This window comes from Salmonella sp. 32100201201700099SM, assembly GCF_017572645.1.
Classification (GTDB): domain Bacteria; phylum Pseudomonadota; class Gammaproteobacteria; order Enterobacterales; family Enterobacteriaceae; genus Salmonella; species Salmonella enterica.
Genome location: NZ_JAGERQ010000006.1, coordinates 280,386 through 305,963 on the forward strand (window position 1 = coordinate 280,386; position 25,578 = coordinate 305,963).

Annotated in this window: 24 protein-coding genes and 1 other RNA gene; 18 read left to right on the forward strand and 7 right to left on the reverse strand. The window is 53.3% G+C overall.

The window, feature by feature from the left end; translation table 11 throughout:
- Positions 1 to 21 precede the first annotated feature (21 nt).
- Positions 22 to 768, forward strand: a complete 747-nt coding sequence (locus tag J4685_RS12425; RefSeq protein WP_000669854.1) for an oxidative stress defense protein — start codon at positions 22 to 24, stop codon at positions 766 to 768.
- Between the two features lie 265 nt (positions 769 to 1,033).
- Here the strand turns inward: J4685_RS12425 and argP are convergent, their stop codons facing one another.
- Positions 1,034 to 1,927, reverse strand: a complete 894-nt coding sequence (argP, locus tag J4685_RS12430; protein ID WP_000828345.1) for a DNA-binding transcriptional regulator ArgP — start codon at positions 1,925 to 1,927, stop codon at positions 1,034 to 1,036.
- 153 nt (positions 1,928 to 2,080) lie between these two features.
- Between argP and rpiA the strand changes: the two genes are divergently transcribed.
- Together rpiA and serA are read left to right on the forward strand one after the other, a co-directional pair.
- Positions 2,081 to 2,740, forward strand: a complete 660-nt coding sequence (rpiA, locus tag J4685_RS12435) for a ribose-5-phosphate isomerase RpiA (RefSeq protein ID WP_000189741.1) — start codon at positions 2,081 to 2,083, stop codon at positions 2,738 to 2,740.
- 266 nt (positions 2,741 to 3,006) lie between these two features.
- A complete protein-coding gene (gene serA, locus J4685_RS12440; protein WP_001151627.1) occupies positions 3,007 to 4,239 on the forward strand; it encodes a phosphoglycerate dehydrogenase in 1,233 nt (410 codons plus the stop codon).
- Positions 4,240 to 4,619: 380 nt separating this feature from the next.
- Here serA and J4685_RS12445 read toward each other — a convergent pair whose 3' ends face one another.
- The 3 genes from J4685_RS12445 to zapA all read right to left on the reverse strand — a co-directional run bounded on the left by J4685_RS12445 (position 4,620) and on the right by zapA (position 5,791).
- Positions 4,620 to 5,216 (reverse strand): 5-formyltetrahydrofolate cyclo-ligase, encoded by a 597-nt coding sequence (locus tag J4685_RS12445; RefSeq protein WP_031608906.1) that lies wholly within the window; start codon positions 5,214 to 5,216, stop codon positions 4,620 to 4,622.
- A gap of 20 nt (positions 5,217 to 5,236) precedes the next feature.
- A non-coding RNA gene (gene ssrS / locus J4685_RS12450) (6S RNA) lies at positions 5,237 to 5,420 on the reverse strand.
- Positions 5,421 to 5,461: 41 nt separating this feature from the next.
- The gene (gene zapA / locus J4685_RS12455) at positions 5,462 to 5,791 is read right to left on the reverse strand and encodes a cell division protein ZapA (RefSeq protein WP_001276011.1); all 330 of its coding nucleotides are present in this window, start codon (positions 5,789 to 5,791) and stop codon (positions 5,462 to 5,464) included.
- Positions 5,792 to 5,957: 166 nt separating this feature from the next.
- On the opposite strand from zapA, the gene J4685_RS12460 reads away from it, so the two are divergent.
- The 8 genes from J4685_RS12460 (at position 5,958) to J4685_RS12495 (ending at position 16,729) form a co-directional block, all read left to right on the forward strand.
- Positions 5,958 to 6,536, forward strand: a complete 579-nt coding sequence (locus tag J4685_RS12460) for a YecA family protein (protein ID WP_000027236.1) — start codon at positions 5,958 to 5,960, stop codon at positions 6,534 to 6,536.
- Positions 6,537 to 6,561: 25 nt separating this feature from the next.
- Entirely contained in the window at positions 6,562 to 7,878 is a 1,317-nt protein-coding gene (gene pepP / locus J4685_RS12465) for a Xaa-Pro aminopeptidase (protein WP_000193686.1), read from the forward strand.
- The gene (ubiH, locus tag J4685_RS12470) at positions 7,875 to 9,053 is read left to right on the forward strand and encodes a 2-octaprenyl-6-methoxyphenyl hydroxylase (protein WP_000111130.1); all 1,179 of its coding nucleotides are present in this window, start codon (positions 7,875 to 7,877) and stop codon (positions 9,051 to 9,053) included. Before pepP ends, ubiH begins: the two co-directional genes overlap by 4 nt.
- 124 nt (positions 9,054 to 9,177) lie before the next feature.
- Complete coding sequence (gene ubiI, locus J4685_RS12475) at positions 9,178 to 10,380, forward strand: FAD-dependent 2-octaprenylphenol hydroxylase (protein WP_001192148.1); 1,203 nt, start codon at positions 9,178 to 9,180, stop codon at positions 10,378 to 10,380.
- Positions 10,381 to 10,834: 454 nt separating this feature from the next.
- Positions 10,835 to 11,929 carry a glycine cleavage system aminomethyltransferase GcvT gene (gcvT, locus tag J4685_RS12480; protein ID WP_000068738.1) on the forward strand — a complete coding sequence of 365 codons (1,095 nt, stop codon included), beginning with the start codon at positions 10,835 to 10,837 and terminating at the stop codon, positions 11,927 to 11,929.
- 25 nt (positions 11,930 to 11,954) lie between these two features.
- Positions 11,955 to 12,344 (forward strand): glycine cleavage system protein GcvH, encoded by a 390-nt coding sequence (gene gcvH, locus J4685_RS12485; protein WP_001295377.1) that lies wholly within the window; start codon positions 11,955 to 11,957, stop codon positions 12,342 to 12,344.
- Between the two features lie 162 nt (positions 12,345 to 12,506).
- Positions 12,507 to 15,380, forward strand: a complete 2,874-nt coding sequence (gcvP, locus tag J4685_RS12490; RefSeq protein ID WP_000194982.1) for an aminomethyl-transferring glycine dehydrogenase — start codon at positions 12,507 to 12,509, stop codon at positions 15,378 to 15,380.
- Between the two features lie 455 nt (positions 15,381 to 15,835).
- Positions 15,836 to 16,729, forward strand: coding sequence for a transporter (locus tag J4685_RS12495; RefSeq protein ID WP_000819376.1), 894 nt, complete (start codon positions 15,836 to 15,838; stop codon positions 16,727 to 16,729).
- 47 nt (positions 16,730 to 16,776) lie between these two features.
- Here J4685_RS12495 and bglA read toward each other — a convergent pair whose 3' ends face one another.
- Entirely contained in the window at positions 16,777 to 18,210 is a 1,434-nt protein-coding gene (gene bglA / locus J4685_RS12500; RefSeq protein ID WP_001230143.1) for a 6-phospho-beta-glucosidase BglA, read from the reverse strand.
- Positions 18,211 to 18,368: 158 nt separating this feature from the next.
- Here bglA and yqfB point away from each other — a divergent pair, with 158 nt between their 5' ends.
- Together yqfB and trhA are read left to right on the forward strand one after the other, a co-directional pair.
- Positions 18,369 to 18,680, forward strand: a complete 312-nt coding sequence (gene yqfB / locus J4685_RS12505) for a N(4)-acetylcytidine aminohydrolase (RefSeq protein ID WP_001182976.1) — start codon at positions 18,369 to 18,371, stop codon at positions 18,678 to 18,680.
- 164 nt (positions 18,681 to 18,844) lie between these two features.
- A complete protein-coding gene (gene trhA / locus J4685_RS12510; RefSeq protein ID WP_000250289.1) occupies positions 18,845 to 19,504 on the forward strand; it encodes a PAQR family membrane homeostasis protein TrhA in 660 nt (219 codons plus the stop codon).
- A gap of 115 nt (positions 19,505 to 19,619) precedes the next feature.
- On the opposite strand, the gene ygfZ is transcribed toward trhA, so the two are convergent.
- Positions 19,620 to 20,600: a tRNA-modifying protein YgfZ gene (gene ygfZ, locus J4685_RS12515; RefSeq protein ID WP_000874176.1), complete on the reverse strand. Its 981-nt coding sequence runs from the start codon at positions 20,598 to 20,600 to the stop codon at positions 19,620 to 19,622.
- Between the two features lie 249 nt (positions 20,601 to 20,849).
- Here ygfZ and sdhE point away from each other — a divergent pair, with 249 nt between their 5' ends.
- Both sdhE and J4685_RS12525 read left to right on the forward strand, forming a co-directional pair.
- Positions 20,850 to 21,116, forward strand: a complete 267-nt coding sequence (gene sdhE / locus J4685_RS12520; RefSeq protein ID WP_000351186.1) for an FAD assembly factor SdhE — start codon at positions 20,850 to 20,852, stop codon at positions 21,114 to 21,116.
- Positions 21,097 to 21,510 (forward strand): protein YgfX, encoded by a 414-nt coding sequence (locus J4685_RS12525; protein WP_000244755.1) that lies wholly within the window; start codon positions 21,097 to 21,099, stop codon positions 21,508 to 21,510. Before sdhE ends, J4685_RS12525 begins: the two co-directional genes overlap by 20 nt.
- A gap of 52 nt (positions 21,511 to 21,562) precedes the next feature.
- Here the strand turns inward: J4685_RS12525 and fldB are convergent, their stop codons facing one another.
- The gene (fldB, locus tag J4685_RS12530; protein ID WP_001055885.1) at positions 21,563 to 22,084 is read right to left on the reverse strand and encodes a flavodoxin FldB; all 522 of its coding nucleotides are present in this window, start codon (positions 22,082 to 22,084) and stop codon (positions 21,563 to 21,565) included.
- 112 nt (positions 22,085 to 22,196) lie between these two features.
- Between fldB and xerD the strand changes: the two genes are divergently transcribed.
- From xerD to recJ, 3 genes are read left to right on the forward strand one after another with little or no spacing between them, the layout of a single operon-like run.
- Positions 22,197 to 23,093: a site-specific tyrosine recombinase XerD gene (gene xerD, locus J4685_RS12535; RefSeq protein ID WP_000434297.1), complete on the forward strand. Its 897-nt coding sequence runs from the start codon at positions 22,197 to 22,199 to the stop codon at positions 23,091 to 23,093.
- 23 nt (positions 23,094 to 23,116) lie between these two features.
- Positions 23,117 to 23,830 carry a bifunctional protein-disulfide isomerase/oxidoreductase DsbC gene (gene dsbC, locus J4685_RS12540; protein WP_000745614.1) on the forward strand — a complete coding sequence of 238 codons (714 nt, stop codon included), beginning with the start codon at positions 23,117 to 23,119 and terminating at the stop codon, positions 23,828 to 23,830.
- Between the two features lie 5 nt (positions 23,831 to 23,835).
- A complete protein-coding gene (recJ, locus tag J4685_RS12545; RefSeq protein WP_000813394.1) occupies positions 23,836 to 25,569 on the forward strand; it encodes a single-stranded-DNA-specific exonuclease RecJ in 1,734 nt (577 codons plus the stop codon).
- The last annotated feature ends 9 nt before the right edge of the window (positions 25,570 to 25,578 follow it).

Sequence of the window (25,578 nt, forward strand, 5' to 3'; positions counted from 1 at the left end):
CTGCAATATGGAGGAGAGACTGTGAAGTTCAAAGTGATGGCCCTGGCGGCATTAGTGGGTTTAAGTGCAATGTCGGCGCAGGCAAGCGAATTGCCGGAAGGCCCGCACATCGTGACTTCCGGTACGGCAAGCGTCGATGCTGTGCCTGATATCGCCACCTTAGCGATTGAAGTGAACGTCGCGGCGAAGGATGCGGCGACGGCGAAGAAGCAGGCCGATGAGCGCGTGGCGCAATATCTTTCCTTCCTTGAGCAAAATCAGATTGCGAAAAAAGACATTAGCGCGGCAAATCTGCGCACGCAGCCAGATTATGATTACCAAAACGGTAAAAGCATTCTGAAAGGGTATCGCGCGGTGCGAACCGTTGAGGTGACGCTGCGTCAGTTAGATAAACTCAATTCGCTGCTGGACGGCGCGCTGAAGGCGGGTTTGAACGAGATTCGTTCGGTATCGCTGGGCGTGGCGCAACCGGACGCCTATAAAGACAAGGCCCGCAAAGCCGCCATTGATGACGCGATTCATCAGGCGCAAGCGCTGGCAGCCGGTTTTAACAGTAAATTGGGGCCAGTTTACAGCGTTCGTTACCATGTCTCTAATTATCAGCCGAGTCCGGTGGTGCGAATGATGAAAGCCGCGGATGCTGCGCCGGTATCTGCGCAGGAAACTTACGAGCAGCCGACCATTCAGTTCGACGATCAGGTCGATGTGGTCTTCCAGCTTGAACCTGGAACCGGGCAGACGTCGACAACGGCCGCCAGCACGCAGTAATCTCGCCCGGCCTGGGCGCTTCCAGGCCGCATTTTCTCCCGGTGTTCGCGTTTTTTGCTCCGTATTACGCAATGAAATGAAGATTTGCTAATACGGTGAGCGTTTTGAGTCGCCTTGTCGCCAGCAAAAAATAGCCAATGGCGCGTCGTTTTTTGCCGCCTGAACGCAATGATTTTGTGATGAATTTCAAAGAAGCGACGGGGGAATAATGGGTCATGCAGGCCGGATAAGACGTTCACGCCGCCATCCGGCATTCATAGAGAGGCTAATCCTGACGCAGCACCTTGTGCCCGTACTCCAGCAGCGCGTCGGTCACTTTGCGCATCATCCGGCTTTCCGGGGCAAAGCGGTGCCAGTAAAGCATCCGGCGTTGTAGCAAGCCAGGCGTTAAGTTGATCAACTCGCCGCTTTCCAGCTCTTTCTCAATCTGCAGGTGAGGGATCATGCAGCAGGTCGTGCCCTGACGCGCAAGCTGTACAAACGCTTCGGATGAATTAACGATATGGCACGGCACGCTGCCGGGCGGTAGATCGAAATTCTGTTGCAAAAAGGCCTGATGCATATCATCCAGATGGTCGAACGCGACGGCGGGCGCTTTCAGCAGCGACGACCGGGTAACGCCATTGGGGAAATAGCGCTCGGCAAACGGCTTTGACGCGACAAACAGGTAGTCGAGCGCGCCCAGCTTGTCTACCAGGCAACTGGGCAGCGCCTGATGCTGGATACTCACCGCGCCCACCACCTCGCCGCGACGCAGACGTTCTTGCGTGCGCGTTTCATCTTCCACCTGTAAATTGAGACGGATAGGGGAGTCCGCCAGTACCGGCGCCAGCGCCGGAAGCAGCCAGGTCGCCAGACTGTCGGCGTTAACCGCCAGCGACAGCAGCAGCGGCGTAGAGCCGGTTTGTTCATCGCCCAGCCACTCTTCTTCCAGCAGTTCAACCTGACGCAGCAGAGCCAGTAATTTTTGCCCTTGCTCCGTAGGGCGAGGAGGAACGGTACGCACCAATAAAGGTTGTCCGAACATATTCTCAAGCTGTTTTATGCGCTGTGAGACGGCGGATTGCGTGATGCACAACTTCTGGGCGGCGCGCTCGAATCCTCGTTCACGTATAACGGCATCCAGCGCCTGTAGTGTTCTGTAGTCCGGACGTTTCATTGTTGTGTCATGCTCCTGTTATTTTTTTCCGCACTATGACATAAATTTGCCGTCGGTACAGATGAAATCCGTAGCCTGTGTACGGACACGGAGATTTTTCCCGACAATGTTCTATAATGCGGCTGTATTTTCACACCACAGGCGAAACGATCTATGACGCAGGATGAACTGAAAAAAGCGGTAGGATGGGCGGCACTTCAGTATGTACAGCCCGGCACCATTGTGGGCGTTGGTACAGGCTCAACGGCCGCACACTTTATTGATGCGCTGGGCACAATGAAAGGCCAGATTGAAGGCGCGGTCTCCAGCTCGGACGCCTCGACTGAAAAACTCAAAGGCCTCGGTATTCATGTGTTTGATCTCAACGAAGTGGATAGCCTGGGTATCTATGTCGATGGCGCGGACGAAATCAACGGTCATATGCAGATGATCAAAGGCGGCGGCGCGGCATTAACCCGTGAGAAAATTATTGCTTCCGTGGCGGAGAAATTTATCTGTATTGCGGATGCCTCTAAACAGGTGGATATTCTTGGCAAATTCCCGTTGCCGGTCGAAGTGATTCCGATGGCGCGCAGCGCGGTCGCTCGTCAACTGGTGAAGCTGGGCGGGCGTCCGGAGTACCGTCAGAACGTGGTCACGGATAACGGCAACGTGATTCTGGATGTTTATGGTATGGAAATCCTTGATCCCATCGCGCTGGAAAACGCCATTAACGCGATTCCGGGCGTCGTGACCGTGGGGCTGTTCGCCAACCGTGGCGCCGATGTCGCACTGATCGGCACGCCGGACGGGGTGAAAACCATCGTAAAATGATCGCGCCAGGCATATTTCCTGCCGCGTAAAAAATTCGGTCAGGGCAAATTTGGTGACATGTATCACGTTTAATCGTTTGCCCTGCCGATCCCTCCAAAGAAAAAGTTATTCCCGGTATTTTCATCTGCTATTTCCCGCTGTATGCGATTCCTTCATGACGCTGGCGCAAACGTTCATATTGCCGTGATAATTTTTTTTGATATGTTGAAGGACGGATGCAAATCCACACACAACATCAGATGGCAAAAAAAGACAGGATCGGGGAAATGGCAAAGGTATCGCTGGAGAAAGATAAAATTAAATTTCTGCTGGTTGAAGGGGTGCATCAAAAGGCGCTGGAAAGCCTTCGTGCGGCAGGTTACACCAACATTGAATATCACAAGGGCGCGCTGGACGCTGAACAGTTGAAAGCGTCCATCCGCGATGCCCACTTCATCGGTCTGCGATCCCGTACTCATCTGACAGAAGAAGTGATTAACGCCGCAGAGAAGCTGGTGGCGATTGGCTGCTTTTGCATCGGCACTAACCAGGTGGATTTAAATGCGGCGGCAAAACGCGGCATTCCGGTCTTTAACGCGCCATTCTCGAATACCCGTTCCGTGGCGGAACTGGTGATTGGCGAGCTGTTGCTGCTGCTGCGCGGCGTGCCGGAAGCGAACGCCAAAGCGCACCGCGGCGTATGGAATAAACTGGCGGCGGGATCGTTCGAAGCGCGCGGTAAAAAGCTTGGCATTATCGGTTACGGCCATATAGGAACGCAGTTGGGCATTCTGGCGGAATCGCTGGGGATGCATGTCTATTTCTATGATATTGAAAATAAACTGCCGCTCGGTAACGCAACTCAGGTGCAGCACCTGTCTGAATTGCTGAATATGAGCGATGTGGTCAGTCTGCACGTACCTGAAAACGCCTCCACCAAAAACATGATGGGCGCAAAAGAGATTGCCCTGATGAAGCCGGGTTCGCTGCTGATTAACGCCGCGCGCGGTACGGTGGTAGATATCCCGGCTTTGTGCGACGCGCTGGCGACGAAACATCTGGCGGGGGCGGCTATCGATGTCTTCCCGACGGAACCGGCCACTAATAGCGATCCGTTTACCTCTCCGCTGTGCGAATTCGATAACGTGATCCTGACGCCGCATATCGGCGGCTCGACGCAGGAGGCGCAAGAAAACATCGGTCTGGAAGTCGCAGGAAAACTGATTAAGTACTCGGATAACGGCTCGACGCTGTCCGCCGTGAACTTCCCGGAAGTGTCGCTGCCGCTGCACGGTGGTCGTCGCCTGATGCACATCCACGAAAACCGCCCGGGCGTATTGACCGCGCTTAACCAGATCTTTGCCGAGCAGGGCGTTAACATTGCCGCGCAGTATCTGCAAACCTCCGCCCGAATGGGGTATGTGGTGATTGATATAGAAGCCGATGGCGATGTGGCGGAGAAAGCGCTGCTGGCGATGAAGGCGATTCCGGGCACCATTCGCGCCCGTCTGCTGTACTAATTTCCTCTAAATGGGCAGGAGATGACCTGCCCATCCTTTCTCTGGTTTCCCTGCCTCAACAACTCTTCGTGTAACGCATACATTCTGTTTTCGAGCCTTGCCGCAATTGGTAATTAAAGGCAGCGTTGCGTGTTGTACAGCAATAAAAGGAATTTACGATAAGGGCTCAGCATAGCGCTGAAACGGGAAAGCCCCTACCGAGGCAGGGGCTCTAAAAAGGAAAGGGACGATGATGAGATACGTCATCATGCTGCTGATCCTGTTAATCATCGCTACGCCAGCATATTAACAGAGAGTACGCAGGAGGGAGGCTCGCCTCCCTCACCCTTCACCGAGAAATTTAGGTCAAAAAAGCGACGCTGTCAATCGACAAAACACGGCTACCACTCCCAAATTTTGGACGGCGTCACCACCGCAGGCAGCGGGATATCCCACTCTTCAACTGGCAGTTTTTCTACTAACTGGCAATCATGCGCGTAGCCCACGGGTAGGATCTTATGCTGCTGCCAGTTTTGCAACGTACGGTCATAAAATCCGCCGCCCATCCCCAGGCGCTGCCCGTCTTCGTCAAACGCGACTAACGGCGTTACCAGCACATCCAGCTTTGCCAGCGGTAATACGTCGCGGACATCAAGCCGTGGCTCCTGGATCTTTAAGCGGTTGGTCACCAGCGCACTCTGCGGATGATAGTGCAGGAACAGGAGGTTGCCAGGGCTGAAAGGATGAAGAACCGGAAGGTAGACGCGCTTGCCCGCTCGCCATAGCTGTTCAATCAGCGGCTGGGGGTCGAGTTCGCCATCAAAGGAGAGAAACACGGCGACAGTGTGCGCCATCACGACGGGAAGAAAGCTGAGTATTCGGGCGGCGGCCTGTTGACCAAAACGGCGTTGCTGCTCTGACGTTAGCGCACGGCGACGTTGCCGAATCATTCGGCGGATTTCTTGTCGTGATAAAGAGAGTTCGGGAAGTTGCGTCATGGCTGTCGCCAGTCAGAAGGGGAATCTCCGAGATGCCGCCGCAGGCTGTAACCCTTGAACCCTTGGTTCAAGGTGAATGTGTCGTCACAGTTTTAAGGCTTCTCGGACGAACCGAGCATGCTCACCAACCGCGGAGCGCCACATTCTTGTGGTATGAAATATCGGCTCAGGGGACTGGCCCGCTTGCAAACATCTCAGAGAAATTCTGTTTTCACAATCACTTTACCATAGTAAAGCGAAAAGTGTTATTCAAAGTTTTGGCCCGTTTTTTCGGTTATGCGACCTTGATCAAGCAACGCCTGTTCGATGGTCTGTTGTAGCATCCGAATACGTTGTTCCATGCTCGCCGCGTAATCGCGGGTCTTCGCTTTTTCCTGAGTTAACTCATAGCTGATATTCAATGCGGCAATGAAAACCAACTGCTCAGTATTTGTGACTCTAGTGCGAACTTTCAGATCTTGCAACCGCTGATTCAGATCGTCCGCAGCCTGATTCAACGCATCCCTTTGGTCAGGCGGGCAATTCACTCGCAGTGAACGGCCAAATATTTGGATATCGACGGGTTGTGCAGACATGCCACCTTCCTGCTGATTGACTGCGCTGCCTTCGTCTCCAGACCCAGGGTCCGCGAAGGGGCGACACTATAGCTACCCTGGTGTGAAGATACAAGCCCTTTTCTGGTTCACCAGGGTCCAAAGTGGTAGCATATCATGAATATCCTCCCTTTGATGACGAATGCTTATGTCTATACAGAACGAAATGCCTGGTTACAACGAAATGAACCGGTTTTTGAATCAACAAGGGGCCGGTCTGACCCCGGCTGAAATGCATGGTTTAATCAGCGGGATGATTTGCGGCGGCAACAACGACAGCTCATGGCAGCCGCTGCTGCACGACCTGACGAACGAAGGTCTGGCCTTCGGGCATGAGCTTGCTCAGGCGCTGCGCAAAATGCACGCGGCGACCAGCGACGCGCTGGAAGACGACGGCTTTCTTTTTCAGCTTTATCTGCCTGAAGGCGACGATGTCAGCGTATTCGATCGCGCAGATGCATTAGCCGGGTGGGTTAACCACTTTTTGCTTGGCCTCGGCGTAACGCAGCCTAAACTTGATAAAGTCACCGGCGAAACGGGTGAAGCGATTGACGACCTGCGTAATATTGCGCAGCTTGGTTATGATGAGAGCGAAGATCAGGAAGAGCTGGAGATGTCGCTCGAAGAGATCATCGAATATGTCCGTGTTGCGGCGCTGTTATGTCATGACACTTTCACGCGCCAACAGCCGACCGCGCCGGAAGTGCGTAAACCGACGCTACACTAAGAAAAAACGAAATGGAGGCCATGTCATGACTCAGCAGGAATACCAACGCCGTCGCCAGGCATTACTGGCGCAAATGCAGCCCGGCAGCGCCGCGCTGATCTTTGCCGCGCCAGAGGCGACGCGCAGCGCAGACAGTGAATATCCGTATCGCCAGAGTAGCGACTTCTGGTATTTCACCGGTTTTAACGAACCGGAAGCCGTGCTGGTACTGATTAAGAGTGATGACACCCACAACCACAGCGTTTTGTTCAACCGCGTTCGCGACCTGACGGCGGAAATCTGGTTTGGTCGCCGTTTAGGACAGGATGCCGCGCCGGAAAAACTGGGCGTTGACCGGGCGCTGGCGTTTAGCGAAATCAACCAGCAACTCTTTCAGTTGCTTAATGGTCTGGATGTGGTGTACCACGCGCAGGGCGAATATGCGTATGCCGACGAGATTGTTCTGGCTGCGCTGGAGAAGCTGCGCAAAGGCTCCCGCCAGAATCTGACCGCGCCGGCCACCATGACTGACTGGCGACCGATCGTCCATGAGATGCGCCTGTTCAAATCGCCGGAAGAGATTGCTGTCCTGCGCCGCGCCGGGGAAATTAGCGCGCTGGCGCATATCCGCGCGATGGAAAAATGCCGTCCGGGGATGTTTGAGTATCAGCTGGAGGGTGAAATTCACCACGAATTTAATCGCCATGGCGCGCGCTATCCCTCCTATAACACCATTGTCGGCAGCGGCGAAAATGGCTGTATCCTGCATTACACTGAAAACGAAAGTGAAATGCGCGACGGCGATTTAGTGCTTATCGACGCGGGCTGTAAATATAAAGGTTACGCGGGCGACATCACGCGTACTTTCCCGGTGAACGGGAAATTTACGCCAGCTCAGCGTGAAATTTATGACATCGTTCTGGAATCGCTGGAGACCAGCCTGCGACTGTTCCGTCCTGGCACCTCTATTCAGCAGGTGACCGGCGAAGTCGTGCGCATCATGATAACCGGGCTGGTGAAGTTGGGGATTTTGCAAGGAGAGGTTGATCAACTGATTGCCGAGAATGCGCATCGTCCTTTCTTTATGCATGGCTTGAGCCACTGGCTGGGGCTGGATGTTCATGATGTCGGCGTTTATGGGCCGGATCGCTCCCGCATCCTGGAGCCGGGCATGGTGCTGACCGTAGAGCCAGGCCTCTATATCGCGCCGGATGCAGACGTGCCGGAAGCGTATCGTGGCATTGGCGTTCGAATTGAAGATGACATTGTCATTACCGAAACCGGTAATGAAAACCTGACCGCTGGCGTTGTGAAGAAGGCGGATGACATTGAAGCATTAATGGCGGCGGCGCGGCAGCAATGAGCGTCATTATCGTTGGCGGCGGCATGGCAGGCGCGACGCTGGCGCTGGCCATCTCTCAGTTCAGTCATGGGACGTTGCCGGTACACCTGATTGAAGCGAAAGCGCCTGAAGCCGACGGTCATCCCGGCTTTGACGCCAGAGCGATTGCGCTGGCGGCGGGCACTTGCCAGCAACTGGCGCGAATTGGCGTCTGGCTGGCGATTTCCGATTGCGCAACGGCAATCAACACCGTACACGTCAGCGATCGCGGTCATGCCGGATTTGTGACTCTTGACGCGCAGGATTACAGCCTGGCAGCGTTGGGTCACGTTGCGGAGTTGCATGATATCGGGCTGCGTCTGTTTGCGCTCTTGCGTAAAGCGCCAGGCGTTACGCTGCACTGCCCGGAGCGCGTAGCCAGCGTGTCGCGTACCCAACAGCAGGTTAACGTCACTCTGGAAAACGGCAATGTGATAGCTGGCAGCGTGCTGGTGGCGGCTAACGGTACCCACTCCGCGCTGGCATCAGCCTGCGGCGTTGACTGGCATCAGGAGCCTTATGAACAGTTAGCGGTGATAGCGAATGTCGCAACCGCTATCCCGCATCAGGGACGCGCCTTTGAACGTTTTACCCCCAATGGCCCGCTGGCGATGTTGCCGATGTCACATGGCCGATGCTCGCTGGTTTGGTGTCACCCGCTCGACCAGCGTGATGAGGTGCTGAGCTGGTCCGACGCGCAGTTCTGTCATGCGTTGCAGGCCGCGTTCGGCTGGCGGCTGGGGCGAATTACTCAGGCGGGTAAGCGCAGCGCGTATCCGCTTGCCCTGACTACGGCGGCGAAAGTGTTTACTCACCGGACTGTCGTGGTCGGCAATGCGGCGCAGACGTTGCATCCTATCGCCGGACAAGGGTTTAATCTCGGTCTGCGCGATGTCATGAGCCTGGCGGAAACGCTGGTCGCGGCACAGGACGCGGGCGAGGATATTGGCGCCTGGCACGTGTTATCGCGCTATCAGCAGCGTCGTCAGGTTGACCGGGATACGACGATTGGCGTAACGAACGGTCTGGTCCATCTGTTTGCAAATCGTTGGGCGCCGCTGGTTATTGGGCGCAATATCGGTTTAATGGCGATGGAATTATTACCGCCTGCGCGCGATGCGCTGGCACAGCGGACCTTAGGTTGGGTTGCGCGTTAAGCAGATCTGTAGGCCGGATAAGGCATTTACGCCGCCATCCGGCATCGTGTTCGTAAAAATGCCGGATGGCGGCTTCGCCTTATCCGGCCTACGGTTTGATTGTTCCGGTTTCCAGGAGTAAATAGTGCAAAGTGTTGATGTAGCAATAGTTGGCGGAGGCATGGTGGGACTGGCTGTCGCCTGCGGCTTGCAGGGGAGCGGTTTGCGCGTTGCGGTACTGGATCACGTTGTCCCCCAGCCGTTGGCGAACGATGCGTCGCCTCAGCTTCGGGTGTCGGCGATTAATGCCGCCAGCGAAAAACTGCTTACCCGTCTTGGCGTATGGTCAAACATTGTGGCGCGACGGGCAAGTTGCTACCACGGTATGGAAGTCCGGGATAAAGACAGCTTTGGCCGTATTACGTTTGATGACGCAAGCATGGGATATAGCCATCTGGGGCATATTGTTGAAAACAGCGTCATTCACTACGCATTGTGGCAAAAAGCGCAGCAAGCGGCGGATATCACCTTAATGGCGCCAGCAGAGTTACAGCAGGTCGCCTGGGGAGAGAACGACGCCTTCCTGACTTTAAAAGACGGCGCGATGTTAACCGCGCGTCTGGTGATTGCCGCGGATGGCGCCAACTCCTGGCTGCGTAACAAAGCGGATATTCCCTTAACTTTCTGGGACTACCGTCACCATGCGCTGGTAGCGACTATCCGCACCGAAGAGCCGCACGGCGCGGTTGCTCGCCAGGTGTTTCATGGTGAAGGTATTCTGGCGTTTTTGCCGTTAAGCGATCCGCATCTGTGTTCCATTGTCTGGTCGCTTTCTCCGCAGGATGCGGAGCGTATGCAACAGAGCGGCGACGAGGCGTTTAACCAGGCGTTGACTATCGCCTTCGATAATCGGCTGGGCTTATGCCGCCTGGAAAGCGAACGGCAGGTTTTTCCGCTGACGGGCCGCTATGCTCGCCAGTTTGCCGCGCATCGTCTGGCGTTGGTCGGCGATGCCGCGCACACCATCCATCCGCTGGCAGGGCAAGGCGTCAACCTCGGTTTTATGGACGCGGCCGAACTGGTGGACAATCTGCGCCGGCTTCAGCGCCAGGGCAAAGACATTGGTCAACATCTTTATCTTCGTCGTTATGAGCGTAGTCGTAAACATAGCGCGGCGATGATGCTTGCCGGGATGCAAGGTTTTCGTGACCTGTTTGCCGGCGAAAACCCGGCAAAAAAATTGCTGCGCGACATCGGGCTGAAACTGGCGGATACGCTCCCCGGCGTCAAACCCCAACTGCTTCGCCAGGCAATGGGGCTAAACGATCTTCCGCAATGGCTTCGTTAAGCGTCTGACTGCACGCCAGCAAGAGTTTGAAACCCATCACACTTTGCTTTCCCGGCTATCGCGCCGGGGGGCTTTCCTCGTTTGAAATAATCTAATTTCACCGCCTATTTCGCATTATATTTTCTAATGTCATTATTTTTAGTGAACGCGATTTTCGACATTTTTTCCGCATTTAATATTAATTTATGTTGTGGTAAATCGTATCAGCTTCCTTTTTATGACGGTTATTTAGCGTAATAATGGTTTTTTGTGCTGATGGGGTTTTGGCGTTTTTTAGTCATAAGCTAATGTGATGGTAAATTCAGCCTTATGGTTTAGCGCCTGGTTCGGTGGTAAGTTCAGGAGCAAGAGAACGTTTGCGTCGACGCAGGAAAAAGGGCGTCGATGCCAGGTTTCGTGGCGAAGATTTCCCATGAAAATGGTTGTTAGCCCCCGCTAATTCAACGAGGAAAAGATGGCCCAACAGACGCCTTTGTACGAACAACACACGCTATGCGGCGCCCGCATGGTCGATTTTCATGGCTGGATGATGCCCCTGCATTACGGCTCTCAGCTTGATGAACACCACGCTGTGCGCACCGATGCCGGGATGTTTGATGTATCGCATATGACCATTGTCGATCTTCATGGTAGCCGCACACGAGAGTTTCTACGTTATCTGCTGGCAAACGACGTCGCGAAGCTAACGAAGACGGGTAAAGCCCTCTACTCCGGTATGCTTAACGCATCGGGCGGCGTGATTGATGACCTTATCGTCTACTACTTCACTGAAGATTTCTTCCGTCTCGTTGTTAACTCCGCCACCCGCGAAAAAGACCTCTCCTGGATTACCCAACACGCTGAACCTTATGCCATCGACATTACCGTTCGTGACGACCTGTCGCTGATTGCGGTACAGGGGCCGAATGCGCAGGAAAAAGCGGCGACTCTGTTTACTGACCAACAGCGCCATGCAGTAGAAGGTATGAAGCCGTTCTTCGGCGTTCAGGCAGGTGATCTGTTTATCGCCACCACCGGTTATACCGGCGAAGCGGGATATGAAATCGCCATGCCGAATGAAAAAGCGGCGGATTTCTGGCGTGCGCTGGTGGAGGCGGGCGTGAAGCCGTGCGGTCTTGGCGCGCGCGACACGCTGCGTCTGGAAGCAGGCATGAACCTGTACGGTCAGGAGATGGATGAAGGTATCTCTCCGCTGGCGGCTAATATGGGATGGACTATCGCCTGGGAACCTGCTGACCGCGACTTTATTGGCCGTGAGGCGCTGGAGATGCAGCGTGAAAAAGGCCATGAGCAGCTTGTCGGTCTGGTGATGACCGAGAAAGGCGTATTGCGTAATGAACTGCCGGTGCGTTTTACCGATGCGCAGGGCAATCAGCAAGAAGGCATTATCACCAGCGGGACGTTTTCCCCAACGTTGGGCTACAGCATTGCGCTGGCGCGCGTTCCGGCGGGCATCGGCGAGACGGCGATTGTACAAATTCGTAACCGTGAAATGCCGGTAAAAGTGACTAAACCTGTTTTTGTGCGTAACGGCAAAGCCGTCGCGTGATTCATCCTTTTTTGGAGATTAATTGATGAGCAACGTACCCGCAGAACTGAAATACAGCAAAGAACACGAATGGCTGCGTAAAGAAGCGGATGGCACTTACACCGTTGGCATTACTGAACACGCTCAGGAGCTGTTGGGCGATATGGTTTTTGTTGATCTGCCGGAAGTCGGCGCGACCGTAAGCGCGGGCGACGACTGCGCCGTGGCGGAGTCCGTAAAAGCGGCGTCCGACATTTATGCGCCGGTAAGCGGCGAGATCGTAGCGGTAAACGATGCGCTGAGCGACTCCCCGGAGCTGGTGAACAGCGAACCGTATGCCGGCGGCTGGATCTTTAAAATCAAAGCCAGCGATGAAAGCGAACTTGAATCGCTGCTGGATGCCACCGCGTACGAGGCATTGTTAGAAGACGAATAATGTTGTGCCGGATAGCGCTAATGCTTATCCGGCCTACTCACTGCAACGCGAATGATTTTGCGTATTCGTTTTCGCACGCGTAGGCCCGGTAAGCGTCAGCGCCACCGGGCAATTGAGTTAGAGACAATCACGATTCACTGCACGTTTCAGGAACCATCGCCCATGACACAGACGTTAAGCCAGCTTGAAAACCGCGGCGCTTTCATTGAACGCCACATCGGACCGGACGCCGCGCAGCAGCAAGAGATGCTGAATGCGGTTGGCGCCGAGTCGTTAAACGCGCTGACAGGTCAGATTGTGCCGAAAGACATTCAGCTCGCGACTCCGCCGCAGGTTGGCGAGGCGGCAACCGAATATGCCGCACTGGCGGAATTAAAAGCCATCGCCGGGCGTAACAAGCGCTTCACGTCGTACATTGGCATGGGCTACACCGCCGTGCAGCTACCGCCGGTTATCCCGCGCAACATGCTGGAAAATCCGGGCTGGTACACCGCCTACACTCCTTATCAGCCGGAAGTGTCTCAGGGGCGCCTGGAAGCGCTGCTCAACTTCCAACAGGTCACGCTGGATCTGACCGGACTGGATATGGCTTCGGCTTCTCTTCTTGACGAAGCCACCGCTGCCGCCGAAGCAATGGCGATGGCAAAGCGCGTCAGCAAACTGAAAAATGCCAACCGTTTCTTTGTGGCGGCTGACGTCCATCCGCAAACGCTGGACGTGGTACGTACACGCGCCAAAACCTTTGGCTTTGACGTGATTGTCGATGACGCGGACAAAGTGCTGGATCATCAGGACGTATTTGGCGTGCTGTTACAACAGGTAGGCACCACGGGCGAAATTCACGACTACGGCGCACTGATTAGTGAACTCAAAGCCCGTAAAGTGATTGTCAGCGTCGCCGCCGATTTTATGGCGTTGGTGCTGCTGACGGCTCCGGGCAAACAGGGCGCGGACATTGTTTTCGGCTCTGCGCAACGTTTTGGCGTACCGATGGGGTACGGTGGCCCGCACGCGGCGTTCTTTGCCGCCAAAGACGAATTTAAACGCTCCATGCCAGGCCGTATTATCGGCGTCTCAAAAGATGCGGCGGGCAATACCGCACTGCGCATGGCGATGCAGACTCGCGAGCAGCATATCCGTCGTGAGAAAGCGAACTCCAACATTTGTACCTCGCAGGTACTGCTGGCTAACATCGCCAGCCTGTATGCCGTTTATCATGGTCCGGTCGGTCTGAAGCGCATCGCTAATCGTATCCACCGCCTGACCGATATTCTGGCGGCAGGTCTGCAACAAAAAGGACTGAAGCTGCGTCATGCGCACTACTTCGACACCCTGTGTGTGGAAGTGGCTGATAAAGCTGCGGTACTGGCGCGTGCGGAAGCGGCAGAGATCAACCTGCGCAGCGATATTCATAACGCGGTGGGTATTACCCTCGATGAAACCACCACCCGTGAGAATGTGGCGCAGTTGTTCAATGTTTTGCTGGGCGACAGCCACGGTCTGAACATTGAAACACTGGATAAAGACGTGGCGCTTGATAGCCGTTCTATTCAGCAAAGTATGCTGCGTGACGATGCGATTCTGACGCATCCGGTATTTAACCGTTACCACAGCGAAACCGAGATGATGCGCTATATGCACTCGCTGGAGCGTAAAGATCTGGCGCTGAACCAGGCGATGATCCCGCTGGGTTCCTGCACCATGAAGCTGAACGCCGCCGCCGAGATGATTCCTATCACCTGGCCGGAATTCGCTGAACTGCATCCGTTCTGCCCGCCGGAACAGGCCGAAGGATATCATCAGATGATTAGCCAGCTTTCGGACTGGTTGGTGAAACTCACCGGGTACGACGCCGTCTGTATGCAGCCGAACTCCGGCGCGCAGGGGGAATACGCGGGGCTGCTGGCGATTCGTCACTATCACGAAAGCCGCAACGAAGGGCATCGCGATATCTGCCTGATCCCGGCTTCTGCTCACGGCACTAACCCTGCTTCTGCACATATGGCAGGAATGCAGGTGGTGGTTGTGGCGTGTGATAAAAATGGCAACATTGATCTGACTGATCTGCGCGCGAAAGCCGAACAGGCGGGTGATAATCTCTCCTGCATCATGGTGACCTATCCGTCCACCCACGGCGTCTATGAAGAAACGATCCGCGAAGTGTGTGAAGTTGTGCACCAGTTCGGCGGTCAGGTTTACCTTGATGGCGCGAACATGAACGCCCAGGTCGGCATCACCTCACCGGGCTTTATTGGCGCGGACGTTTCGCACCTCAACCTGCATAAAACCTTCTGCATTCCGCACGGCGGCGGCGGCCCAGGCATGGGACCGATCGGCGTGAAAGCGCATCTGGCACCGTTTGTGCCGGGTCATAGCGTGGTGCAAATTGAAGGGATGCTCACCCGTCAGGGCGCGGTGTCTGCGGCGCCGTTCGGCAGCGCCTCCATTCTGCCGATTAGTTGGATGTACATCCGCATGATGGGCGCAGAAGGCCTGAAGCAGGCAAGTCAGGTAGCGATTCTTAACGCTAACTACATTGCCAGCTGTCTGAAAGACGCGTACCCGGTACTGTATACTGGTCGCGATGGCCGTGTGGCGCACGAATGTATTCTTGATATTCGTCCGCTGAAAGAAGAAACCGGCATCAGCGAGCTGGATATTGCCAAGCGTCTGATCGACTACGGTTTCCATGCGCCAACCATGTCGTTCCCGGTGGCGGGCACGCTGATGGTAGAGCCGACGGAATCTGAAGGTAAGGCCGAGCTGGATCGCTTTATCGATGCGATGCTGGCTATACGCGCAGAGATTGACCAGGTGAAAGCCGGTGTCTGGCCGCTGGAAGATAACCCGCTGGTGAACGCGCCGCACATTCAGAGCGAACTGGTCGCCGAGTGGGCGCATCCGTACAGCCGTGAAGTTGCCGTATTCCCGGCAGGCGTGGCAGACAAATACTGGCCGACGGTGAAACGTCTGGATGATGTTTATGGCGACCGTAACCTGTTCTGCTCCTGCGTACCGATTAGCGACTACCAGTAATTTACTGATTCGACTGTCTTCTAAAGGCGCTTCGGCGCCTTTTCAGCTTGTTAATAAAGTGCGTTTTGTTTATGTCGGATGCAGTGTGAGTGCCTTATTCAGGCTACAAAGTGTTACTAATTCAATATATTACAGTAAATCGTTGGCTCCTGTCAGGCAACCTGGCGTTTGTATCAGTGTATTAGCCAGAATTAAATTACCGGTTTTTTAGAGTCTAATGATTCATTGTGCATCATTTTTACCTTGCTGTTATTTAATAAAAATAACACGGTATATTTACATGTAGTTACAAATGGTTTCTCTCCGGAATCGTTATTTACCTCTCAATATAGTTACAAAAATTTCCGTATATTAAATTCATCAAGTTATTAATTTAAATTATAAATTAAAAATAAGCATAAATAACGTAAATATTTATTAACTTAGCGCTTTGTTTTTTATACTTGGAGGGAATAATGAAACGATTTATATTTCTGCCATTAATGACATATTTTCTATTAATGAATGCAATGGCAGCTAACGGAGAAAATAATCCCAGTAATCTATTAGGTGCACCAGTTAATACCGCTATTTCTGGTGGTTCAGTATTGCCGGAAGGAAAGTTATTAACCGCCGTGAATAGCTCATTTCGCGATAAAGATCATCAAATCGAGGGGCACGGAAGTCCGGATGTTTACTCCCAGATATGGTTATTGAAGATTCGTTACGGTTTGACCGACAGACTGGAATTATCAACTGTGGGTTCCTATATCAATAACAAACGAGACAATCTGTCTCCTGAGCACATAGAGGGAATGGGCGACCAATCGGTGGGGGTCAATTATGCTTTAATGAGCCAGCGAAGAGGTGATCCGTTTTGGGTTACGGTAGGTGGGGCAGTATTACTACCCACCGGGCAAGATGGAGATAATCATTTGCCTGGGAATAGCGCCTGGGGAGGAAGAGTAACACTCACTTTAACAAAATTATTTACTCCTAACATTAAAGGGGATATGGGTTTTGTATATCAGGGACCATTTGAGCGCGGTAACCAGGACGTGAAACGAGGTAACGAATTCCAGTGGAATACCCAGGTGCGGTATATGTTTAGCGATTTACCGCTGGATCTTGGTCTGGAAAGTGCCTACAGCAATAATGCCTCTGGAACGAAAAAACTGTCTAATGGCAGCGTAATTAATAACCATTCTGGAACTACCGAATGGGTTGTTGGTCCGTCATTTAATATTGCCGTCGATTCACTGAAATTATGGTTTGGTGCCGGAGCCTTCTTCCCGGTAATGCAGGAAGTGAAGTCGCCAACCAAAATGGAAGATGTACGCTGGGAATTTAAAATAGGTAAGACCTGGTAAGACTCGTTCAAAGTGTTACCCGCCGACTGGCGGGTAACGTGCAGGAGTTAAAGCTTCTCGCCGTTGCTGGCAATCACCTCTTTGTACCAGTTGAAGCTTTTCTTACGCGAACGCGACATATCGCCCGTACCGTCATCGTGCTTGTTCACGTAGATGAAGCCGTAGCGCTTGCTGTACTGACCGGTGGTGAACGACACGCAGTCGATGCAGCCCCACGGCGTGTAGCCCATCAGGTCGACACCATCGTAAGTGACCGCTTTTTTCATCTCTTCAATATGGGCGCGCAGGTAGTCAATGCGATAGTCGTCGTTGATGCTGCCATCTTCTTCTACTTTGTCGTAAGCACCAAAACCGTTTTCGACAATAAATAGCGGCTTTTGATAGCGTTCGTACAGTTCACACAATGAATAGCGCAGACCCACCGGGTCAATCTGCCAGCCCCAGTCAGATGCTTTAACATAGGGGTTCGGTACGCTGCCTTCAAAACCGGAAATCGCATCGCCGCTACCGCCTTCGGCTTTGACCGCGTTGGTCATGTAATAACTGAAACCAAGATAATCGCAGGTGCCTTCGCGCAGCACTTCAAGATCGCCATTTTCCATTTTGATGTTAAATCCGCGGCGCTCCCACTCGTTCAACACATAGGACGGGTAGTAGCCGCGCAGCTGTACATCGGTAAAGACGTAGCGTTCACGCATCGACTCCTGAGCAAACATCACATCTTCTGGTTTACAGGAGAAAGGATACAGCGCGACCATCGCCAGCATACAGCCAACTTTCATCTGTGGATTAATACGACGTGCCGCTTTTACCGCCAGCGCGCTGGCGACAAACTGATGATGTAAGACCTGATACATGGTTTCTTCTGGATTCTCATGCTCGGTATACACTACGCCGGAACAGCAGTAGCCAAACAGCGGCGCGCGCCAGTTTCGCTGATTGTTGATTTCATTGAAGGTCATCCAGTATTTGACCTTATGTTTGTAGCGTTCAAACACGACTTCAGCAAAACGGACAAAGAAATCAACGACCTTACGATTGGTCCAGCCGCCGTAGTGCTGTACCAGATGTAATGGCATTTCAAAGTGAGAAAGGGTAATGACCGGTTCGATGTTGTATTTGAGTAACTCATCAAACATGTCGTCGTAGAATTTCAGACCGGCCTCGTTTGGCTGGGATTCGTCGCCATTCGGGAAGATACGCGTCCAGGCAATAGAGGTACGGAAGCATTTGAACCCCATTTCGGCGAAAAGACGGATGTCTTCTTTGTAATGTCCGTAAAAATCCACCGCCTCGTGGTTCGGATAGTATTTGCCAGCAACGACATTCTGGGTGATTTCGCGTGGCACGCCGTGTGCGCCGCCGGTTAGCACGTCGCAGATGCTGGGGCCTTTACCGTCTTTATTCCAGCCGCCTTCAACCTGGTGTGCAGCAACCGCGCCGCCCCATAAAAAATCTTTTGGCAAGGTGAGTTTTCTCATTGTTGCATAATCTCAATTTATTTAGTCTGTTATCATTCATTCTGCACCAAGTGGCATGTAAAGCGTACGCAAAATTCCAGGATGCTCGCGTGTCGGAGCAAGAACACATTCAGATCGTAACATCCACTTCAAGGGGCCATATTCAGGGGGATAACCACATGCAGCCAAACGACATTACTTTCTTTCAACGTTTCCAGAATGACATTCTGGCAGGGCGTAAAACCATCACTATTCGTGATGCCTCCGAGTCCCACTTTAAAGCAGGCGATGTGCTACGCGTGGGGCGGTTCGAAGATGATGGCTATTTTTGCACAATCGAAGTGACAGGAACGTCAACTGTGACGCTGGATACGCTGAACGAAAAACATGCGCAACAGGAAAATATGTCGCTTGATGAGCTGAAACGGGTCATTGCTGAAATCTATCCCAACCAGACGCAATTTTATGTGATTGATTTTAAATGCCTTTGATAAATATGAACGCGTGTTAGTTGAGTTTTTGTAATTAACCAATTGAATAATAAATAAAATTTAATTTTGCGAATTTATTTTTAGCTAACATGTGTTCACTGGAACCATTCTCAGTTACGCTAGAGGCGCAGTTCATCGTTATGAACGTTTCTCCGGAGTAAGTTATGGTGCAAAAACCATTAATGACGCAGGGATATTCGCTGGCTGAGGAAATCGCCAACAGTATTAGCCACGGCATTGGATTGGTATTTGGTATTGTCGGCCTGGTGCTGTTGTTGGTTCAGGCGGTAGAGGCGAATGCGGGTATGACGGCTATCGCCAGCTACAGTTTATATGGCGGGAGCATGATCCTGCTTTTTCTTGCCTCAACGCTTTATCACGCCATTCCTCATCAGCGGGCAAAAATCTGGTTAAAGAAATTTGATCACTGCGCTATCTATCTGCTCATTGCCGGAACCTATACGCCATTTCTGCTGGTAGGTCTGGATTCGCCGCTGGCGCGCGGACTAATGATTGTGATCTGGAGCCTGGCGCTATTCGGTATCCTCTTCAAGTTGACGATTGCGCACCGATTTAAAGTGCTTTCACTGGTTACGTATCTGGCAATGGGCTGGCTGTCGCTGATAGTGGTTTATCAGTTGGCGATTAAGCTGGCGATAGGCGGCGTGACGCTGCTGGCGGTAGGTGGCGTCGTTTACTCGCTAGGCGTAATTTTCTATGTTTGCAAACGCATACCTTATAACCACGCCATCTGGCATGGCTTTGTGCTGGGTGGCAGCGTGTGCCACTTCCTGGCCATCTATTTGTATGTGGGACAGGCATAATTCCCGGATGCCCGTGCCGGATGGCGGCGCTGTCGCACCTTATCCGGCCTACGAGAACAGCACGTGCGAGCCTGATGGCGTTGCGCTATCAGGCTATCCGGCTTTTAACGTGATATCACTCTTCCAGCGAGTAGGGTAGCGGGACGATATGCAGGGTGTTGGCATCGTCGCGAACGCGGAAGACGCTTTCGGCTTCTAAATCGTTATTCATGACGGCCTGAACCAGTAACTGACCATCGTCCAACTGCGTCGCCGCCAGAATAGCGCCGGTACGACGCCAGTTCTCGCCCATCTGTAGCTCCAGATCTTCTCCTGCTTCCGGTACCCGGCTGGCTTTGCCCGCCAGCAACCAAAGCGCGCGTTTATTGGCGCCGCGGAATTTTGCCCGTGCGACCATCTCCTGTCCGGTGTAGCAGCCTTTCTTGAAGCTGATGCCTCCCAACGCCTGTAGGTTAGTCGCCTGGGGGATAAACTGACCGCTGTTCGCCGCGTCAATCACCGGAATGCCTGCTTCAATATCCAACGCCAGCCACTGTTGACTGTTATTCAGTTCGGCTTCGCCATGCAACTTCTCCGTTAACATGTTGGCCGTCGCGACATCGGTGACAAGCAGGAATCGTTCCGCAGGATGTTCAAACCATAGCAGCGTGGAGGCGCCGTCTCTGACCACCTGATTTTCGCTATTGGGCAGTTCGCTAAAGACATTAGCCAGCGCCGCGCGGGCCTGAAAACCTGCCACGCCAAGCAATACGCGTTCGTCATCCGGCGCGATGACCACTTTGGAAAATACGGCGTACTTTTTCAGCTCCGTTAATTGCGCTTCACGCACGCTACGGCGTTCAATCCAGGCGAAACCGTCGCGCTCACGGAACAGGCGCAGAGTGCTCCACATCTTACCTTTAGCATCGCAGTGGGCGGCGAGAAGGTGTTGCTGTTCAGTCATCTGGCTTACGTCAGCGGTGACCTGGCCCTGAATATACTTTTCACTGTCTACGCCGGTAATGGTCGACAGCGCCCAGTCGTCAAGCGCGATCAGCGTCAGCGGCAGGCGGGCTGACGATGAAGGATGACGTGGTGGAAAGGAGATAAAAGCCATAAATAATGTCCTGGTTAGCTGCAACAATAATGGTTAATGGTAAAAGAGCCATCGGTCATTGCAAGTGCTTTAAATAGCCCATTGAGAGCGGATTGATCGTTTTGCGAGGCGGTATCCAAAATGGATGAACATATTGATTCCCAGCCTTTTATTTCGCGATCGCGTTCCAGATTACTGAGATTCCCGTAAAACAACGCCAAAAACACGTTACAATAGCCCGGTACTTCATTTTCGCGAGGCAGGAAGAACATGGATATTCACAATAAAGCACGTATTCACTGGGCATGTCGTCGCGGTATGCGCGAACTTGATATTTCCATCATGCCGTTTTTTGAACATGAGTACGATAGTTTAAGTGATGAAGAAAAGCGTATTTTTGTCCGTTTGTTGCAGAGTGACGACCCGGATTTATTTAACTGGTTAATGAATCACGGTAAACCGGCTGACGCTGAACTGGAACAGATGGTCCGACTCATTCAGACACGGAATCGGGAACGTGGTCCTGTGGCAATCTGATTTACGCGTCTCATGGCGCGCTCAGTGGATCTCATTGCTCATTCATGGGCTGGTTGCCGCGGTGATTTTATTGATGCCCTGGCCGCTGAGTTATACCCCGTTATGGATGATACTACTGTCGCTGGTCGTGTTTGACTGTGTACGTAGCCAGCGCAGGATTAATACCTGCCAGGGAGAGATCAAGCTACTCATGGACGGGCGCTTACGCTGGCAGGGGCAGGACTGGACGCTCTTGCATCCGCCCTGGTTACTGAAGAGCGGGATGGTGTTGCGTTTACGCGCAGAGTCTGGACGTCATCAGCATTTATGGCTGGCGGCGGATAGCATGGAAGAAGCGGAATGGCGTGAGTTGCGTCGGATACTGTTACAGCAGCCGATATCAGGCCAACACTGACGGAACGGCGTAAACGCGGTTCCGTCGAGAGGGAAATACAGCGAGTAAGGCTTCAGGCGTAGTGTTCGGCCATTTCGCCGAGAATTTGTTCACACCAGGTCTGTATACGCTCATCGCTGAGATCGTACTGGTTCGTTTCATCCAGCGCCAGGCCGACAAACAGTTGCCCATCCGCAATGACCGGTTTATTGCTGGTAAATTCGTAGCCTTCTGTGGGCCAGTAGCCGACAAATTTAACGCCTTTGAGGGCAAGTTTGTCATGCAACATACCCAGCGCATCCAGGAACCACTCACCGTAGCCGAGCTGGTCGCCCATACCGTAAAGCGCAACGATTTTGCCTTCCAGATTGAGATCGTCCAGTTGCTCCCAGACGGCTTCCCAGTCCTCCTGAATTTCGCCAAAATCCCAGGTGGGGATGCCTAAAATGAGCACGTCGTACTGCTCCATTAAGGCGGGGGCGTCATCCTTGAGGTTATGTAATGTCACCAGCTCCGGGCCGAGGATATCGCGAATTTTCTCTGCGGCCATCTCGGTGTAGCACGTGCTGGAACCGTAAAAAAGACCCATGTTCATTACGTTACATCTCGATTCTGCTATAGCGTTGCGGGTAGTGTAACAGAATCGCTGCATTCACGGCACAATGAGGCATAATGCACCAAAAGTCAGCGTGAAGTGGGGAGCGCGAATGGAACAGGATTTAGCGCGTATTGAGCAGTTTCTGGATGCCCTGTGGCTGGAACGAGATCTGGCGGAAAATACATTAAGCGCGTATCGTCGCGATTTATCGATGGTCGTTGCGTGGTTGCATCATCGCGGAAAAACGCTTGCGACGGCGCAGGCTGATGATTTACAAACGCTGCTGGCTGAACGGGTGGAGGGCGGATACAAAGCGACCAGCTCCGCACGCCTGTTAAGCGCTATGCGGCGCTTCTTCCAGCATCTGTACCGTGAAAAGTATCGTGAGGATGATCCGAGCGCGCAGTTGGCCTCGCCTAAGCTTCCGCAGCGTTTACCGAAAGATCTTAGCGAGGTGCAGGTTGAGCGGCTCTTGCAGGCGCCGCTTATTGATCAACCTTTGGAGTTGCGCGATAAAGCTATGTTGGAAGTGCTGTATGCCACCGGTTTGCGCGTGTCGGAACTGGTGGGGCTGACAATGAGCGATATCAGTCTGCGGCAGGGCGTGGTGCGGGTTATCGGTAAAGGCAATAAAGAGCGGTTGGTGCCGTTAGGCGAAGAGGCGGTATATTGGCTGGAAACGTATCTGGAGCATGGGCGTCCCTGGTTACTCAATGGCGTATCGATTGACGTATTGTTCCCCAGCCAGCGTGCGCAGCAGATGACGCGGCAGACCTTCTGGCACCGTATTAAACATTATGCGGTACTGGCTGGAATCGATAGCGAAAAACTATCGCCGCATGTTTTACGTCACGCTTTCGCCACGCATTTGCTGAATCACGGCGCCGACTTGCGCGTTGTACAAATGCTACTTGGGCATAGCGATCTTTCGACGACACAAATTTATACGCATGTCGCAACGGAGCGTTTGCGTCAACTTCATCAACAGCACCATCCGCGGGCATGAGTGCTGATAGGAAAGGATAGTTTATGAAAAAGCGTTTTATGATGTTCACTTTACTGGCGGCGGCGTTTTCAGGCGTGGCCCATGCGGATGATGCGGCTATCCGTCAGTCGCTGGCTAAGCTGGGCGTTCAGAGTACGGAAATTCAGGCCTCGCCAGTGGCAGGGATGAAAACCGTCCTCACTCACAGCGGCGTACTGTACGTCACTGATGACGGCAAACATATTATTCAAGGGCCGATGTATGACGTGAGCGGCGCGCATCCGGTAAACGTGACGAATAAACTGCTGATGAGCCAGCTAAATGCGCTGGAAAAAGAGATGATCGTCTATAAAGCGCCGGATGAGAAACATGTCATTACTGTTTTTACCGATATCACCTGCGGCTATTGTCATAAGCTACATGAAGAGATGAAAGATTATAACGCGCTGGGGATCACGGTTCGTTATCTGGCTTTTCCGCGCCAGGGGCTGGAAAGCCAGGCGGAGCAGGATATGAAATCTATCTGGTGCGCCAAAGACAAAAACAAAGCGTTTGATGACGCCATGGCAGGTAAGGGCGTGAAACCGGCAAGCTGTGACGTGAACATTGCTGATCATTATGCGTTGGGCGTGCAGTTGGGCGTTAGCGGTACGCCAGCCATTGTATTGAGTAACGGCTATGTGGTGCCTGGCTATCAGGGACCGAAAGAGATGAAAGCGTTTCTTGATGAGCATCAAAAACAGACCAGTGGTAAATAATACGCGTGAAACAACAGAGACAACTTCGTCGGCGCGAGGCTGATGAGACGGCGGAACTCCCCGCCGATCTTCCTCCATTACTACGACGTCTATATGCCAGCCGGGGCGTTCGTAGCGCCCGCGAACTGGAGCGCAGCGTGAAAGGAATGCTGCCCTGGCAACAGCTTAGCGGCATAGATAACGCGGTGGAGATCCTCTACAACGCCTTTCGCGAAGGTACCCGCATTATTGTTGTTGGCGATTTTGACGCCGACGGCGCGACCAGTACTGCGCTAAGCGTATTGGGAATGCGTGCGTTGGGATGTGACAACATCAGTTATCTGGTGCCTAATCGCTTTGAGGACGGCTACGGTTTAAGCCCGGAAGTGGTCGATCAGGCGAAGGCGCGCGGCGCGCAGCTTATCGTCACCGTAGACAACGGCATTTCATCCCACGCCGGCGTAGCGCATGCAAAGACGTTGGGGATTCCGGTGATCGTGACCGATCACCACCTGCCTGGCGACACGTTGCCGGATGCCGAAGCGATTATTAATCCTAATCTGCGCGACTGCGAATTCCCGTCTAAGTCGCTGGCGGGCGTCGGTGTGGCGTTTTATCTGATGCTGGCGTTGCGAACATTTTTGCGCGACAAAGGATGGTTCGACGAGCGCAACATTGCGCCGCCGAATCTGGCGGAGTTACTGGATTTAGTGGCGTTGGGAACGGTCGCAGACGTTGTGCCGCTGGACGCTAATAACCGTATTCTGACCTGGCAAGGACTAAGTCGTATTCGTGCCGGGAAATGCCGTCCGGGAATTAAAGCGTTGCTGGAGATATCGAATCGCGATCCGCAGCAGCTTGCCGCCAGTGATTTAGGCTTCGCGTTGGGGCCTCGCCTGAATGCCGCCGGCAGGCTGGATGATATGTCCGTTGGCGTGGCGTTACTGTTGTGCGACAACCTCGGCGAAGCGCGTGTTCTGGCCAGCGAGCTGGATGCGCTTAACCAGACGCGCAAAGAAATAGAGCAGGGGATGCAGGCGGAAGCGCTTATCCTGTGCGAAAAGCTTGAGCGCAGTAGTGAAACGCTTCCGGGCGGTCTGGCGATGTACCATCCTGAATGGCATCAGGGCGTGGTCGGAATTCTGGCGTCGCGCATTAAAGAGCGTTTTCACCGCCCGGTGATCGCCTTTGCGCCTGCGGGCGACGGCACGTTAAAAGGCTCAGGCCGATCGATTCAGGGGTTGCATATGCGCGATGCGCTGGAACGGCTGGATACCCTTTACCCTGATCTGATGATCAAGTTCGGCGGTCATGCGATGGCGGCGGGATTGTCGCTGGAAGAGCATAAATTCGAGCAGTTTCAGCAACGTTTTGGCGAGCTGGTGACGGAATGGCTCGATCCTGCCCTGTTGCAAGGCGAGGTGATCTCCGATGGTCCATTAAGCGCGGCGGAGATGTCTATGGAAGTGGCGCAACTGTTGCGGGATGCCGGACCGTGGGGGCAAATGTTCCCGGAACCGTTATTCGATGGTCGTTTCCGTCTGCTACAACAGCGTCTGGTGGGCGAGCGCCACCTCAAGGTGATGGTGGAGCCTGTCGGCGGCGGCCCGCTGTTGGATGGCATCGCATTTAATATTGATACGACCTGTTGGCCGGATAACGGCGTGCGGGAGGTAGAACTGGCTTATAAACTGGACATTAACGAGTTTCGCGGCAACCGTAGTTTACAGATTATTATCGATGATATTTGGCCGCTATGATCGGGGCGA